Genomic DNA, 16,023 nt, shown 5'->3' on the forward strand with positions numbered 1-16,023 from the left:
CTTCATAACCGGGCCAGGACGCCATGCCTCATATCTTGATTGTCGAAGACGAAGCGGCGATTGCCGACACCCTGGTTTTCGCGTTACAGGGTGAAGGCTTCACCACGACCTGGCTGAGCCTGGGCGCGGCAGCGCTGGATCATCAGCGTGCCATGCCAGCCGATTTGATCATTCTCGACATTGGTTTGCCCGACATCAGCGGCTTCGAGACCTGCAAGCAATTGCGCCGTTTCAGCGAAGTGCCGGTGATTTTTCTCAGTGCCCGCGATGCCGAAATCGATCGTGTGGTCGGCCTGGAAATCGGTGCCGACGATTACGTGGTCAAGCCGTTCAGCCCGCGGGAAGTCGCCGCGCGGGTCCGGGCCATTCTCAAACGCATGGCGCCAAGGACGGTGGCCGAATCCTCATCGGCGTTGTTTCGGATCGACAACGAACGGGTGCAAATCAATTATCGCGGTCAGCCGCTGAGCCTGACCCGTCACGAATTCCGCCTGCTGCAATGCCTGCTGGAACAACCCGAGCGGGTGTTCAGTCGCGAGCAATTGCTGGATGCGCTGGGCATCGCCGCCGATGCCGGTTACGAGCGCAGCATCGACAGCCACATCAAGAGCGTGCGCGCCAAATTGCGTCTGGTACGGGCAGACGCGGAGCCGATCCAGACCCATCGCGGCCTCGGCTACAGCTACAGCCCGGGGCACAGCTGATGCCGCTGGGGATCCGGATTTTTCTGGTCTATGTGTTGTTCATCGGCCTGACCGGTTACTTCGTGCTCAACACCGTGATGGAAGAAATCCGCCCCGGTGTGCGCCAGTCCACCGAAGAAACCCTGGTCGACACGGCCAACCTGATGGCCGAAATCCTGCGCGACGACTTCAAGGCCGGGACCCTCAACCAGAATCGCTGGCCCGAGTTGCTCAAGGCCTACGGCGAGCGGCAACCGAAAGCCAGCATCTGGGGCTTGCCGAAGAATCAGGTCAATCACCGCATCTACGTCACCGACGCCAAAGGCATCGTGGTGCTGGACTCCAGCGGGGCGGCGGTGGGGCAGGATTACTCGCGCTGGAATGACGTTTACCTGACCCTGCGCGGCGAATACGGCGCTCGCTCCACGCGTAGCGACCCGAACGACGCCCACTCTTCGGTGATGCACGTCGGCGCACCGATCCGCGACAACGGCCAGATCATCGGCGTGGTCACCGTGGCCAAGCCCAACAGCTCGTTGCAGCCTTACGTCGATCGCACCGAACGAAGATTGCTGGCCTATGGCGCCGGGTTGATCGGTCTTGGTCTGTTGTTCGGAGCGTTGTTGTCATGGTGGTTGAGCGCGGCACTGCGCCGGTTGACCGCGTATGCGCAAGCGGTGAGTGACGGCCGTCGGGTCGAGGTGCCGCATTATCGCGGCGGTGAGCTGGAGCAACTGGCGACAGCGGTGGAGCACATGCGCACGCAGCTCGAAGGCAAGGCCTACGTCGAGCGTTATGTGCACACGCTGACCCATGAGTTGAAGAGCCCGTTGGCGGCGATTCGCGGGGCGGCGGAATTGCTGCAAGGCGAGATGCCGTTGGCGCAGCAGCAGCGGTTCGTCAGCAATATCGATAGCGAAAGTGTGCGGATGCAGCAGTTGATTGAGCGGCTGCTGAACCTGGCTCAAGTCGAACAGCGGCAAGGTCTGGAGGAACGGGTAGCGGTGCCGTTGGCCGGGTTGGTGGATGAAGTGTTGAAGGCTCAGGCGGCTCGGATCGAGGGTAAGCAGTTGCGTGTGGAGCAACGGATTTCGTCGGACCTGACGCTAACCGGTGAGCCGTTTCTGTTGCGTCAGGCGTTGGGGAATTTGTTGGAGAATGCGCTGGATTTCACCCCGGTTCAGGGTGTGCTGCGTTTTAGCGCCGAGCGAATTGGGGAGCAGATTGAGTTCAGGCTGTTTAACCAGGCGGAGGCGATTCCTGACTATGCCTTGCCGCGTCTGAGCGAGCGGTTTTACTCATTGCCGCGTCCGGACAGTGGTCGCAAAAGCACTGGGCTGGGGCTTAATTTTGTCGAAGAAGTGGTCCAGTTGCATGGCGGGACATTGAGCATTGGCAATGTCGAAGGTGGTGTTGAGGTCAGGTTGCGCCTGGTTTAGGACCGAGTCGTTGCCATCGCGAGCAGGCTCGCTCCCACAGGGGGCGGTGCAGTCTCCACATAATCTCCACATTCCCCCCATAAATCCCCCACACAGCCCTCCCAGACTCTCCCCATCCAAACAGGGAGAGTCCCATGAACCGCAGCCTGACCCTAAAACTCGGGGCCATTGCCCTTCTGATTTTGTTGCTACTGATTCCGCTCTTGATGATCAACGGCCTCATCCAGGACCGCCAGCAACGGCGTGACGGTGTACTCGAAGACATCGCCCGCAGCGCAAGTTTCAGCCAGCAACTGAGCGGCCCGCTGATGGTGGTGCCGTATCGCAAAGTGGTGCGCACCTGGAAACTCAACGAGAAAACCAACCAGCGCTACCAGGACATCGGCGAAGAGCGCGGTCGTTTGTACTTCCTGCCAGAGCGTTTCGAGCTCGATGGCCAGATCCAGACCGAGCTGCGCTCGCGAGGCATTTACGAGGCGCGCCTGTTCCACGCGGAAAACCACATCAGCGGGCATTTCTCGGTGCCGGCGCAATGGGGCATCAAGGAAGACTTCGCGGATTACCGGTTCGACCAGCCGTTCCTGGCGGTGGGTATCAGCGACATTCGTGGCATCGAAAATGCGTTGAAGCTGGACCTGAATGGCCAGACGCTGGACTTCGTTCCGGGCAGTCAGGTGGGTTGGCTGGGTGAAGGCGTACACGTAACGCTGCCGGCGCTGGACACAAAACAAGTCACGGAACTGGCCTTCGGTTTTGACCTGCGGTTGCAGGGCTCCGGGCAGTTGCAAATTCTGCCGGTGGGCAAGACCAGCAAAGTCTCGCTGAGCGCGAACTGGCCGCATCCGAGCTTCATCGGCAACTACCTGCCGGCCCAGCGTGAAGTCACCGATCAAGGTTTTACGGCCAACTGGCAGACCTCGTTTTTCTCCACCAACCTGCAAGAAGCGCTGAGCAGTTGTGTGTCCGGCGGTGGTTGCGAGGCGTACAACGGGCGCAGTTTCGGCGTGAGCTTTATCGATCCGGTGGATCAATATCTGAAGAGTGATCGGGCGATCAAATACGCCTTGCTGTTTATCGTCCTGACCTTCGCTGGGTTCTTCCTGTTCGAAGTGCTGAAAAGCCTGGCGGTGCACCCGGTGCAATACGCGTTGGTCGGCGTGGCTTTGGCGTTCTTCTATCTGTTGTTGCTGTCGCTGTCCGAGCACATTGGTTTTGCCCTGGCGTATCTGTTGTCGTCGGCGGGCTGTGTGTTGTTGATCGGGTTCTATGTCTGCCATGTGCTGCGCAGCGTGCGCCATGGCTTGAGTTTTTCGGTGGGGTTGGCGGCGTTGTACGGCTTGCTCTATGGCTTGCTGAGTGCCGAGGATTACGCGTTGCTGATGGGCTCGTTGTTGCTGTTCGGGTTGCTCGGGGTGTTCATGGTGCTGACCCGCAAGCTGGACTGGTACGGGATCGGGCAGAAAAGCGCCAAGCCGATGGTGTTTGATCTGGGGGCGGTGGAATGAGCCGGTCGATTGGGTTGCGTGAGGATCAGCGTGAAGGGGAGGTATTGGCGACGCTGATTTTTGAGCTGTTTCCGGTGGATTTTGTGTGGTGCCATCGCAAGCAAGCTCGCTCCCACAGGGGATCTCCAGTTAACACAAAATCTGCGCACACCAAAGAACAAATGTGGGAGCGAGCTTGCTCGCGATGAGGCCAGTGCAGTCAGCGAAAATCTAAACCTTAGGCATCGTCGCCAACATCGAAGGCCGCTGACTTACCTCGAAATACCACGCCGCCAACTGCGGATTCGCCTCGCGCCATTCCAGATCCGGATGGCGCAAGTCGATGTAGCCCAGCGCACAGGCCACGCTGATCGCCGCCACATCGAAATGGCTGGTCAGCTCGGCAATCGCGTCTTTTTCGAGCAATGCCAACCCGCGACGAATCTTGTCGCGCTGGGCATCCAGATACTCGTCCCAGTGCTTCTGCGGGTCGCGCAGGACCATTTCGTAACGAACCAACACCGACGCGTCCATGATCCCGTCGGCCAGGGAGGCCAGGGTCAGGCGCCGCCAGCGGGCCGAGCCTTCGCGCGGAATCAGCGGGTTGCCGACGTGCTGGTGATCGAGGTAATCGAGGATTACCCGGCTGTCATGGATGACACTGCCGTCGGCCAGGCGCAGGGCGGGAATTTTGCCCAGCGGGTTGTCTTCGTTGAGTGACAGGTCCGGGTTGACCGGCGTGAGCACACAGTCCTGCAACGCCACGCGGCCGGTCTGACCGGTCTCGTGCAGCAGTACCATGACTTTACGAACGAAGGGCGATAGCGAGTTGTGGTACAGGGTCATGCTGGGGGCGGACATGGCAACGTCTCGGTCGGTGGCAGTGTCGGGCAGCATAGCGCGTTGACCCGATAGCTCAAGCTCGCTCCTACATAGTTCAGTGGCGTTGCAGCAGGCCGCGCAGGGCGAAGAACGCGGGCACGCCCAGGCCGAGCCAGCTCAGGGCGTCCCACACGCCATCACCCAACAGCGCGGCGAACAATCCGGCGGCGCTGAGCAAGGCGATGAACGCGGGCGTGCCGAAGACCTTCCAGAAGTTCGATTGCCTGCGCTTCATGCATGAGCCTCGGCAGGTTCGAGCACAGGTTTTGCCGCTTTGCGCCGCACCACCCACAGGTAAACCCCGCTGCCGAGCACGAGGATGGTCAGCACGTCGAGGGTCGCCCACAGGATCTTCATCGGCAGGCCGCCGTAGTCGCCAAAGTGCAGGGGCTGCGACATGCCCATGGCGTCCATGTACCACGGTCTTTCAGCCACCGCGGTGACTTGCAGGGTGCTGGCGTCGATCAGCACCGGTGTCAGCAAATGCGATGTCAGGTGGGTGCTGCCTTTCATGAACACCGCGTAATGGTGTTCGCTGGAAAACCGCGTGCCAGGGAAGGCGATGAAATCGGGCGTCATGTCCGGTGCCACCTCCGTGGCAATGTCGAGTAGACGGCTCGCCGGTGCGAGGTGCGTCAGTGGTGGCGCGTCGCGGTACGGCGCGACCATCGCGGTCAGGCTGTCGTTGCGCCAGGCAGCAATCAGCAGGTCGGCACAGGCGCTGATCACGCCGGTGACGCCGACGACCAGCGCCCAGGTCAGTGTGACCACACCAATCAGGTTGTGCAGATCCAGCCAACGCAGGCGGGTGGATTTGTCCTGGCGCACGGTGGCGAACTTCAAACGACGCATAAACGGCAAATACAGCACCGTCCCGGAAATGATGGCCGCCACAAACATCAACCCCATGAACGCCAGCAGCAACTTGCCCGGCAGACCGGCAAACATGTCCACATGCAGGCGCAGCATGACCATCATGAAACCGCCATTGGCCGAGGGCATTTCCACGGCTTCACCGGTGCGGGCATCGAGCATGAAGGTGTGCGAGGCGTTCGGCTCGGTGCCGGCGGTTGCCGCCATGATCGTAACGGCGCCGTTGGGCTCGTCGTCCTCAAAACCGAAATACTGCATGACTTCGCCGGGGCGGTGCTTTTCAGCCGCCTGCACCAACTGCTGCAAGTCCAGCCTCGGCGTGTCCGCCGGCATCGACTTCAACTCGGCGGCATCGCCCAGCAGATGGTCGATCTCGTGGTGGAAGATCAACGGCAACCCGGTCAATGCCAGCATCAGCAGCAAGACCGTGCAGATCAGGCTGGTCCAGGTGTGGACGAAGGACCAGCGGCGAATTGTTTTACTTTTCATTTCCAGGCCTTCAGAAATACCAAAGCCGTCCTGAAGAGGACGGCCTGGTTGTGGGGCATGTCAGGTCAGACGATTACCACTTGTAGGTTGCACTGGCGACGACGCTGCGCTGGTCACCGTAGTAGCAGTAGAAACTGTCACAAGTCGAGATGTAGTCCTTGTCGAACAGGTTGGTGGCGTTCAGCGCCAGGGACGCACCTTTCAGGGTGTTGTCCAGGCGGCCGAGGTCGTAATGAAGGGCGGCGTCGAACACGGTGTAGGCATCTGCCTTGCCCAGTTCGGTGTTGGCCTGGTCACCGTAGGTATTGCCGGTGTAGCGAACGCCGGCGCCTACGCCGAAGCCGTCCAGCACGCCGTTGTGCCAGGTGTAGTCAGTCCACAGCGAGGCCTGTTGGTTAGGCATCAGCTGCAGGCGATTGCCTTTGAAGTCGCCATCCTGCACTTCGGATTTGGCCAGGGTGTACGCGGCGATGAGCTTGAGGTTTTCGGTCACGTCGGAAACCGCTTCCAGTTCCAGGCCTTTGACTTTGACTTCACCGGTCTGGCTGGTAATTGGCGTGGCGCCGACGGTGGTGGTGACGGAGACGTTTTTCTGGGTCAGGTCGTAGATTGCAGCGGTCAGCAGGGTATTGCTGCCGGGCGGCTGGTACTTGATGCCCAGTTCCCACTGTTTGCCTTCGGTGGGTTTGAACGATTCAGTGGACGAGGCCGCTGCACCGGTGGTCGGCTGGAAGGATTCGGCGTACGACAGGTACGGCACAAAGCCCGAATCAAACACATAGCTGATCGCTGCGTTGCCGCTGAAATTCTTGTCGCGCTCGGTGTTGGTGGCATCGCCCTTGTTGAAGAACTTGGTGCCGGTGTGCACCCAGTCTTCACGGCCGCCGAGGGTCAGGCGCCATTGATCGAGGGCCATTTGGTCCTGCACGTACAGGCCGGTCTGGTAGGTCTTCTGGTCATAGTCGTAGAACGCGGTGGAACGGTCCGGACGCTCGATCGGCAAGCCATGGATCGGGTTGTTGACGTTGATCGGCGGTGCGCTGCCGAAAATGGAGAGGTAGTTGGTGTTGCTGCGCTGGTGGTCGAGACCCAGCAGCACGGTGTGATTCACTTCGCCGGTGGCGAAGTCGGCCTGGAAGTTGTTGTCCACGGCGAACTGGCTGATGTCTTCTTCGACGCTGGTGGTGGAGCGGCCCACGTTGCCGGCGTCATCCACCTGGGTGAACGGATACGAGCCAACGGTGACGGCCTGGAACGACAGGTCCGACTTGGTGTAACGCAGGTTCTGCCGGAATTGCCACACGTCGTTCAGACGATGTTCGAACGCATAGCCCAGCGCGTAGTAGGTGCGGTCGTAGTATTCCCAGTCCGGATCACCGAGGTTCTTGTGATGGGAAATATCGCCGAACGGCATGTCGATTTTGGTGCCTTGCACCGGCAGGAACTGGCTGGTGATGCCGGTATCGTCACGGGTGAACTGGGTCAGCAGGGTGAACCGGGTGTCTTCGTCGATGTTCCAGGTCAGGCTCGGCGCGATGTTGTAGCGCTTGTTCTCGACGTGGTCTATCTGCGTATCGCTGTCGCGCACCACGCCGCTCAATCCGTAGAGAAACTGGCCTTCGTCATCGATCTTGCCGGTGCTGGCGAAGTTGATCTGGCGATGGTTGTCGCTGCCGTATTGCACCTCGATCTCGTGGCTATCCACCGCTGATGGGCGGCGGCTGACCATGTCAAGCAGGCCGCCCGGCGGGGTCTGGCCGTACACTGAAGACGCCGGGCCGCGCAGCACGGCGAGGCGATCGAGGTTCCAGGTTTCCTGTTTCGGGTTGGCGTACACGCCTTTAGGCAGGGGCAGGCCGTCGAGGAACTGGGTCGGTTCGAAACCACGCACGCGCAACCAGTCGGCGCGGGTGTCGCTGCCGTAGCTACTGGCGGTGGTGCCGGGCATGTAGCGTACGGCGTCATCGAGGTTCTGGACGTTGCGGTCGTCCATTTGCTCGCGAGTCACGACGGAAATCGAGCGCGGTGCTTCGACCAGCGCGGTATCGGTCTTGGTGCCAGCGGCGGTGCGTTTGGCGAGGTAGCCGTCTACCGGGCCCCAGGCGCTTTCGGTATTTTCCACACCAATGACCGCGGTTTCCGGCAGGGCCAGTGTGCCCTCGGGAATGGCGACCAGGCTGTACGTGCCGGCGCTGCTCTGTTCCAGTTGCAGACCGGTGCCGCGCAAGGCTTCACGCAGGGCGGCGGCCGCGTCGAACTGCCCCTTCACCGGCGCCGAGGTCTTGCCTGCGGCCAGGGATGGATTCAGCGACAGCGCCAGGCCGGCCTGGCTGGCGATCTGGTTCAGGGTGCTGGCCAATGGCGCGGCCGGCAGGTTGTAGGCGTGAACACTGGAGGCCTGTTCAGCGGCGATCAGCTGAGTGCTGGCCAGAGGGGCGCAAAGGGCAATGGCAATTGCCAGCAGACTGGGGCGCAACAAGGTGTTCAGCGAACGGGACATACGGCGGCTCCTGAATGGAAACATTTCTCAATTGCTTAGGTGCCGGACGAGAATTGAAAAGTGATAGGGCTGGATGAAAATAATTTCGATTCAGAAATCGGGTGCTGATCTGTCGACATGATCGTTCCCACGCAGAGTGTGGAGCGATCATCACTTAAGGCCGGGCGTCAGCCTTCGCCACCGTCACCCACCACGGCGTGTGCTGTTCGATCTGCACCGGCAGGGTCGGCAACAGGGCGCTCAAGGCTTTATCGGTGTCGTGCAGCGGGAAGCTGCCGGTGATCCGCAGGTCGGCAATCTCGGGCGCAACCCCCAGGTGCCCGGGCCGATACCGGCCGAGTTCGTGCACCAGGTCTTTCAGGCGCGCGTTATCGACCACCAGCATGCCGCGAGTCCACGCATCGGCGCCGGCATTCACGGCGACAATCGGTCCCAGGCCATTGCTGCGCATCAGCACTTGCTGACCTTCTTGCAGAATCTGTTCTTCAGCGCTCGACTCGGGATGCGCGGCGACAGCGGACTTCAACACGCTCAGACGTGTGCCTTCTTCCTCGCGCTTGACCAGGAACAACGTCCCGAGGGCGCGCATGCTACCTTCGCGGGTTTCGACGATAAACGGTCGGGCATCGCCATGACCGGTTTCGACGAGGATTTCGCCTTCCTGAAGGATGATCCGCCGCCGCTTCTCATCAAAACGGATGTCCACGGCACTGTGGGTGTTGAGGTTGAGCAGCGTGCCATCCGCCAGGCGCAGGGTGCGCTGCTCGCCCGTGGCGGTGCGCTGGTCGGCCAGCCAGTAGTCGAGGGGCAGATAACGCTCACCGGCAAACAAGGCCAGCCCGATCACTGCGATAACACTGGCCACGCCGTTGCCCAGTTTGCGCACGCGGCGGCGAATGCTTTCACGTGATTGCAGCAATGCCGTACGGGCCGGGCCGTTGGCGACGCTGAAACGCTGGTCGAGCATGCCCAACTGGCGCCAGGCGCGGGCATGTTCCTCGTGGGCTGCGTGCCACTGGCTGAACGCTTCGCGCTCCACCGGGCTGCCGGAGTCGAGGGACAATTGCCAGGCAATCGCTGCATCCAGCACCTTGGCCGACACGGGTTTGGAACTGACCGGGCTCATACCGGTTCACCGTACAACGCGATGTAGCACTGACGAATCCCCTGGGCCAGGTATTGCCGGACACGCGGCACCGAGACGCCCAGTCGTTCGGCGATTTCGGCATGGGTGAGGCCGTCGAGGCGGTTATAGAGAAACGCGGCGCGAGCCTTGCTCGACAGCTGACCCAGCAAACGGTCAATGGCTTTGAGGTCTTCGAGGATTAACTGCTGCTCCTCGATCGACGGTTGTTCGCCTTCGGGGATCAGCATCAGTTCGGTGAGGTAGGCCTGTTCCAGCGCGGCGCGGCGGAAGTAGTCGAACAGCAGGCCTTTGGCAATCGCCACCAGAAACGCCCGCGGCTCGCGAGGTTCTTTCAGCTCATCGCGGCCCAGTAACCGTACAAAGGTGTCCTGGCTCAGGTCTTCGGCACGCTGCGGGCACGCCACGTTACGTCGCAGCCAGGCCAATAGCCAACCGCGGTGGTCGCGATATAACGCACCAACGAGCTCACTGTGGGGGCTTTGGATTGACGACACGCAGCATCACCGATTGGGAAGTGTTAACTAACGAGAATTGTTCGCGATTGTGGCAGAGGCGGGGAAGGTAAGCAATTGGCGCTGGTCGGGCGAATTGTGGCGGTAGGCATGCAGTTCGACCGCGTTATCGTTCATCGCGGGCAAGCCACGCTCCCTGTGGGAGCGAGCTTGCTCGCGATGAGGCCAGAAAAGTCACTGCATAGTTAAAAGGACGGCGCATGTTGCCGGCGTTTCCACTGACTCAACCGCTGCTGCAAGTTCAACGGACTATGAATCTGCTGCTGCCGCGCCCGGCTAAACAGGATCAACGCCAGCTCAGCCGTCGCCAACGCGTCGGCACTGGCGTTATGTCGCTCGAACACTTCCAGTTTGAACCAGTCGATCCACTCATCCAGACCGGCCTCGCGAATGTGCGCCTGAGGGCACAGCAGCGGGGCGATGTCTGCCACGTCCAGAAACGGATGAGTCAACTTGTAGCCCAAGTGGTCTTTCAGCGCGCGGCCCAGCATGTGCTGATCGAACGGCGCATGAAACGCCAACACCGGGCTGTCGCCGAGGAACTCCATGAAGTCGAGCAAGGCTTGCGCCGGATCGCTGCCGGCCGCAATGGCGCTGGGGCCGAGGCCATGAATCAGCATGCTGGGCGCGAGCTTCAGGTCGGCGCACTGCAGCGTGCGTTCGAACTGCTGGCTGAAGTCGATGGCGCCGTCCTCGATCACCACGGCACCAATGGACAACACCCGATCTTTGTTCAGGTTGAGCCCGGTGGTTTCCAGGTCGAGCACCACCCAGCGCTGTTCACGCAGGCTGCATTCACCCAGCTCGGTCACCGATGGCAAGCGCTTGAGTCGTTGCTGCAACTCCTCCGTCAGCAGCGGCGTGGCCGGGCGCAGCCATGAAAACAGGCTCATAGCTGATACCGCAGGGCCAGGCTGCTTTGCAGGCGTTGCGCCTGGCGCAGGGATTCCCGCAGGATCCGCCGGTCCAGATGATTGAGGCTGTCCGGATCGACCCGGTTGGAGTAGGGCAAGTTCTCCCGCGTTTGCAGCTGATGTTGCTGCATACGGGTTTGCTGAATGAAGTGGTACGCCTCTTCATAGGCGGCACCGTCCAGCGGCTGAATGATTTCCTTGGCCACCAGTTGGCGAAAACGCTCCAGGGTATTGTTGGTCTCGATCCCGTGGGCCAATGCCAGCAACCGTGCGCCATCGACGAATGGTGTCAGGCCCTGCACCTTGAGGTCCAGCGTGGCTTTTTCACCGTTCTTGCGCGCCAGTACGAACTCACGGAAACGCCCCACGGGCGGACGATTGCGCAAGGCGTTCTCGGCCAGCATCCGCTGGAACAGCCGGTTATCGGCGACCTGCTCGAGGATCCCTCGACGCAGTTGCTCGCACCCTTGTTCGTCGCCCCAAACCACGCGCAGGTCGAAATAGATGCTCGAGCCCAGCAGGTTCTCCGGCGTCGCCTCGCGGATAAACGCCGCAAACCGTCGCGCCCATTCGGCCCGCGACAAGCACAACTCCGGGTTGCCAGCCATGATGTTGCCCTTACACAGCGTGAAGCCGCAGAGCGCCAGGCTCTGGTTGATCTGCTGGGCAATAGGCAACAGCTTGCCGCGAATCTCGGCAGCGTGCGCGGCGTCTCGGGCCTCGAACAGAATGCCGTTGTCCTGATCGGTATGCAGCGTTTGCTCACGGCGGCCTTCGCTGCCGAAGCACAACCAACTGAACGGCACACCGGGGTCACCTTTATCGGCGAGGGTCAGCTCGATCACCCGGCACACGGTGTGGTCGTTGAGCAGCGTAATAATGTGGGTGATCTGCGTCGACGAGGCGCCGTGAGCCAGCATGCGCTCGACCAGTTGGCCGATCTCGCCACGCATCAGCACCAGGTTTTCGATGCGCTGGGCGCTGCGAATCGTCCGTGCCAGGTGTACCAGATCCACCCGTTGCAGGGAAAACAGGTCACGTTCCGAGACCACGCCGCACAGGCGCTGATCTTTCACCAGGCAGACGTGAGCGATGTGCCGCTCGGTCATGGCGATGGCCGCGTCGAAAGCGCTGTGGTCCGGCGACAGGAAAAACGGCGCCTGGGTCATGTGCCGCTCGATCGTTTCATTGAAGTCATTGGTACCGGCCGCCACCACATGGCGCAGGTCGCGCAGGGTGAAGATTCCCAGCGGGGCTTTGTGTTCATCGACCACGACGATGCTGCCGACCTGTTGCTCGTGCATCAGCGTCACCGCTTCACGCAGCGGCGTCGCCGGGCTGCAGGTCACCGGGTGGCGCATGGCCAATTCGCCCAGGCGTGTGTTCAGCGAGTACTGCGTGCCGAGGGTTTCCACGGCTTTTTGCTGGACTTGCTGGTTGACCTGATCCAGCAGACTGCTGACGCCGCGCAGGGCAAAGTCGCGAAAGGTGCTGGAAAGCGCGAACAGTTTGATGAACGCCAGCTTGTTTAGCTGAAGGCAAAAGGTGTCTTCGGCGGCGAGGTGTTCGGTGCGGGTCGCACGTTCACCCAACAGCGCGGCGAGGGGGAAGCACTCGCCGGTGGTGATTTCGAACGTGGTTTCGGTGCCGCCTTTGGCCGTGTGCGGGCGCTCACCGACGACGCGGCCCTGTTTGACGATGTAGAAGTATTCAACCGGGCCATCGGCGGGCTTGATAATGCTGTCGCCGGGGGCATAAAAACGCAGCTGGCATTGTTCAACCAGGTACGCCAGGTGAGCGTGTTCCATCTGATTGAAGGGCGGGAACCGCTGAAGGAATTGCAAAGTGCCCTGGATGTTTTGCAATACGGCGGTTTTCCCTGCCTGTGTGAAGGCGTCCGTTTTACTCATAACCATTACCGCAGTCTTTTTTGAATTGTTGTTGTCGGATGACGCTGTCATCGTCCGCCCCTGCGTGCGGGGTGCCCATTGGACGTAAGTCTAGGTAGGCCATGCAGGTGTCGGAAGTTAGGAAATGTCTGACGCAAATGTGGGAAAAACCTCCTACATTGGCTATAGAAATACTTTCCGACGAAGTGCACATTGATGGTCTGCTTAGCGGTGTCTGACGATTGAGCTAGGGGATTGCATTGAAAACGTAGAGAACGCCATGTCCGACCACGATATTTTGAGTGATGCCGAGCGCGAGGCGCTGAGTGCCGTCATGCTCGAACCCGATTTGCCGGCGCAGCGGGTGCTGATCGTTGACGACGATAAAGACGCGCGTGAGCTGTTGTCGGAGATTCTTGCGTTGGACGGTATTCGTTGCATGACCGCCGCCAGTGGCGAAACCGCACTCAAAATGCTGGACGAGAAACCCTCGATCGGCCTGGTGATTACCGATCTGCGCATGGGACACATCGATGGCCTGGACCTGATCCGCCAGGTTCGCCAGTCGGAAAGGGCGGCCATGCCGATCATCATCGTTTCCGGCGACGCCGATGTACAAGACGCGATTGCTGCAATGCACTTGAGCGTGGTCGACTTCCTGCTCAAACCTGTCAATACCGGCAAGCTGTTGGCGCTGGTCAAGCATGAGTTGGGAATGGATGCACCGGAATCTGAAATAAAAAGGCCCTGATCTTTCGATCAGGGCCTTTTTTTTGTCCGGCGCCAGTGCTCAGTTACAGGCCATTGGCAGCCTTGAACTCGCGGCGACGACGGTGCAGGACCGGCTCGGTGTAGCCGTTTGGCTGCTTCGTGCCTTCAACCACCAGTTCGACCGCCGCCTGGAAGGCGATGTTGCTGTCGAAGTTCGGTGCCAGCGGACGATACAGCGCGTCGTTGGCGTTCTGGCGGTCAACCACCGGCGCCATGCGCTTGAGGCTTTCCATGACCTGGTCATGTGTGACGATGCCGTGACGCAGCCAGTTGGCGATGTGCTGGCTGGAAATCCGCAGCGTCGCACGGTCTTCCATCAGGCCGATGTCGTTGATGTCCGGTACTTTCGAGCAACCCACGCCCTGGTCGATCCAGCGCACCACATAACCGAGAATGCCCTGGGCGTTGTTGTCCAGTTCGTTCTTGATCTGTTCTGCGGTCCATTGCGGGTTCACCGCCAATGGGATGGTCAGGATGTCGTCCACCGAAGCACGGGCACGTTTGGCCAGTTCGGCCTGACGGGCGAACACGTCGACCTTGTGGTAGTGCAACGCGTGCAGCGCTGCGGCGGTCGGCGATGGAACCCAGGCAGTGTTTGCGCCGGCCAGCGGGTGGGCGATTTTCTGTTCGAGCATCGCCGCCATCAGGTCGGGCATCGCCCACATGCCTTTACCGATCTGCGCGCGACCTTGCAGGCCGGTGCTCAAACCGATATCGACGTTCCAGTTCTCGTAGGCACCGATCCACTTCTCGGCCTTCATGTCGGCCTTGCGCACCATCGGGCCGGCTTCCATGGAGGTGTGGATTTCATCGCCTGTACGGTCGAGGAAACCGGTGTTGATGAACACCACGCGCTCGCTGGCAGCCTTGATGCAGGCCTTGAGGTTGACCGTGGTGCGGCGCTCCTCGTCCATGATCCCGACTTTCAGCGTGTTGCGCGGCAGACCGAGTACGTCTTCGATGCGACCGAACAACTCGTTGGTGAACGCGGCTTCTTCCGGGCCGTGCATTTTCGGCTTCACGATGTAGACCGACCCGGTGCGGCTGTTCTTGCGCGAGCTGTTGCCATTGAGGCTGTGGATCGCGGCAAGGCTGGTCACCAGACCGTCAAGGATACCTTCCGGCACTTCGTTGCCGTCCTTGTCGAGAATCGCGTCGATGGTCATCAGGTGACCGACGTTGCGCACGAACAACAGCGAACGACCGTGCAGGCTCAGTTCTTTACCATCGACACCGGTGTAGGTGCGATCAGCGTTCATGGTGCGGGTAAAGGTCTGACCGCCCTTGGAGACTTCTTCCGACAGGTCGCCCTTCATCAGGCCGAGCCAGTTGCGGTAGATCACCACTTTGTCATCGGCATCGACAGCGGCGACGGAGTCTTCGCAGTCCATGATGGTGGTCAGTGCGGCTTCCATCAGGATGTCTTTGACGCCGGCAGCATCGGTCTGGCCGACCGGGGTGCTGGCATCGATCTGGATTTCGAAGTGCAGGCCGTTGTTCTTCAGCAGAATCGCGGTCGGTGCGGCCGCATCGCCGTGGAAACCGATCAGCTGAGCGTCGTTGCGCAGGCCGGTGTTGCTGCCGCCTTTAAGGGCGACCACCAGTTTGCCGTCAACGATTTTGTAGCCGGTGGAATCGACGTGGGAGCCGGCTGCCAATGGCGCGGCTTCGTCGAGGAAGGCGCGAGCGAAGGCAATCACCTTGTCGCCGCGAACCTTGTTGTAGCCTTTGCCTTTTTCCGCGCCGTCAGCTTCGCTGATGGCGTCGGTGCCGTAGAGCGCGTCATACAGCGAACCCCAGCGGGCGTTCGAGGCGTTGAGCGCGAAACGGGCGTTCATGACCGGAACCACAAGTTGCGGACCGGCCATGCGGGCGATTTCGTCATCGACGTTTTGCGTCGTTGCCTGGAAATCGGCTGCTTCTGGCAGCAGATAACCGATGTCTTGCAAGAAGGCTTTATAAGCCACAGCGTCGTGTGGTTGACCGGCACGGGATTGGTGCCAGCCATCGATACGAGCCTGGAAATCATCGCGTTTGGCGAGTAGGGCTTTGTTCTTCGGGGCCAGGTCGTGAATGACCTTGTCGGCACCGGCCCAGAACTTATCGGCGGTGAGGCCGGTACCGGGAATGGCTTCGTTGTTCACGAAGTCGAACAGGACTTTGGCGACCTGCAGGCCACCGACTTGAACGTGTTCAGTCATTGCTTGCCTCACTCTGCTCAGCTATTTCGCTTTTCAGCTCTTCAATTTTGACAATGAAGCCTCAGGCCATTTAAACCACAAACCCGTCCGCCAGTACATGCCCTTGCGGGCGGCTGGGTTCGGTCCGATCAACGGCTTGTAGGCCTTGCTGACAGGGCTTTTCAGGGTTGCGAGTGTGCCGGTGGCAGACATCGATCCAACGTTATGTAGTGCGCGCTGCGGCATACTACATGATGAAT

Annotated in this window: 13 protein-coding genes; 4 read left to right on the top strand and 9 right to left on the bottom strand. The window is 60.6% G+C overall.

The window, feature by feature from the left end; genetic code table 11:
* Nucleotides 1-23 precede the first annotated feature (23 nt).
* The 3 genes from creB (at nt 24) to creD (ending at nt 3,627) form a co-directional block, all read left to right on the top strand.
* A complete protein-coding gene (gene creB / locus SB725_RS03165; RefSeq protein WP_027926674.1) occupies nt 24-704 on the top strand; it encodes a two-component system response regulator CreB in 681 nt (226 codons plus the stop codon).
* On the top strand, nt 704-2,122 hold the full coding sequence (gene creC, locus SB725_RS03170) for a two-component system sensor histidine kinase CreC (protein ID WP_410921250.1): 1,419 nt from the start codon (nt 704-706) through the stop codon (nt 2,120-2,122). The genes creB and creC overlap by 1 nt, the downstream gene beginning before the upstream one ends.
* Before the next feature lie 134 nt (nt 2,123-2,256).
* Nucleotides 2,257-3,627, top strand: coding sequence for a cell envelope integrity protein CreD (gene creD / locus SB725_RS03175; RefSeq protein ID WP_410921252.1), 1,371 nt, complete (start codon nt 2,257-2,259; stop codon nt 3,625-3,627).
* Nucleotides 3,628-3,837: 210 nt separating this feature from the next.
* Here the strand turns inward: creD and SB725_RS03180 are convergent, their stop codons facing one another.
* The 8 genes from SB725_RS03180 to SB725_RS03215 form a co-directional block, all read right to left on the bottom strand.
* Complete coding sequence (locus tag SB725_RS03180; protein WP_410921253.1) at nt 3,838-4,467, bottom strand: glutathione S-transferase family protein; 630 nt, start codon at nt 4,465-4,467, stop codon at nt 3,838-3,840.
* 76 nt (nt 4,468-4,543) lie between these two features.
* Nucleotides 4,544-4,723, bottom strand: coding sequence for a hypothetical protein (locus SB725_RS03185; protein WP_027926678.1), 180 nt, complete (start codon nt 4,721-4,723; stop codon nt 4,544-4,546).
* Entirely contained in the window at nt 4,720-5,850 is a 1,131-nt protein-coding gene (locus SB725_RS03190; protein WP_027926679.1) for a PepSY-associated TM helix domain-containing protein, read from the bottom strand. Before SB725_RS03190 ends, SB725_RS03185 begins: the two co-directional genes overlap by 4 nt.
* 73 nt (nt 5,851-5,923) lie before the next feature.
* Nucleotides 5,924-8,350, bottom strand: coding sequence for a TonB-dependent siderophore receptor (locus SB725_RS03195; protein ID WP_059182051.1), 2,427 nt, complete (start codon nt 8,348-8,350; stop codon nt 5,924-5,926).
* A 154-nt stretch (nt 8,351-8,504) separates the two neighbouring features.
* On the bottom strand, nt 8,505-9,476 hold the full coding sequence (locus SB725_RS03200) for a FecR domain-containing protein (RefSeq protein ID WP_027926681.1): 972 nt from the start codon (nt 9,474-9,476) through the stop codon (nt 8,505-8,507).
* The gene (locus SB725_RS03205; RefSeq protein WP_027926682.1) at nt 9,473-9,991 is read right to left on the bottom strand and encodes an RNA polymerase sigma factor; all 519 of its coding nucleotides are present in this window, start codon (nt 9,989-9,991) and stop codon (nt 9,473-9,475) included. The genes SB725_RS03200 and SB725_RS03205 overlap by 4 nt, the downstream gene beginning before the upstream one ends.
* A 203-nt stretch (nt 9,992-10,194) precedes the next feature.
* Nucleotides 10,195-10,902: a PolC-type DNA polymerase III gene (locus SB725_RS03210; protein WP_027926683.1), complete on the bottom strand. Its 708-nt coding sequence runs from the start codon at nt 10,900-10,902 to the stop codon at nt 10,195-10,197.
* Nucleotides 10,899-12,839, bottom strand: a complete 1,941-nt coding sequence (locus SB725_RS03215; protein ID WP_027926684.1) for a putative nucleotidyltransferase substrate binding domain-containing protein — start codon at nt 12,837-12,839, stop codon at nt 10,899-10,901. Before SB725_RS03215 ends, SB725_RS03210 begins: the two co-directional genes overlap by 4 nt.
* Before the next feature lie 253 nt (nt 12,840-13,092).
* Here SB725_RS03215 and SB725_RS03220 point away from each other — a divergent pair, with 253 nt between their 5' ends.
* Nucleotides 13,093-13,563, top strand: a complete 471-nt coding sequence (locus SB725_RS03220; RefSeq protein ID WP_059182053.1) for a response regulator — start codon at nt 13,093-13,095, stop codon at nt 13,561-13,563.
* Nucleotides 13,564-13,606: 43 nt separating this feature from the next.
* On the opposite strand, the gene SB725_RS03225 is transcribed toward SB725_RS03220, so the two are convergent.
* Entirely contained in the window at nt 13,607-15,784 is a 2,178-nt protein-coding gene (locus SB725_RS03225; protein WP_027926686.1) for a malate synthase G, read from the bottom strand.
* Nucleotides 15,785-16,023: the final 239 nt, after the last annotated feature.

Origin of the sequence: Pseudomonas sp. SIMBA_041 (assembly GCF_046535095.1) — a bacterium.
Taxonomy (GTDB): Bacteria; Pseudomonadota; Gammaproteobacteria; order Pseudomonadales; family Pseudomonadaceae; genus Aquipseudomonas; species Aquipseudomonas mucoides.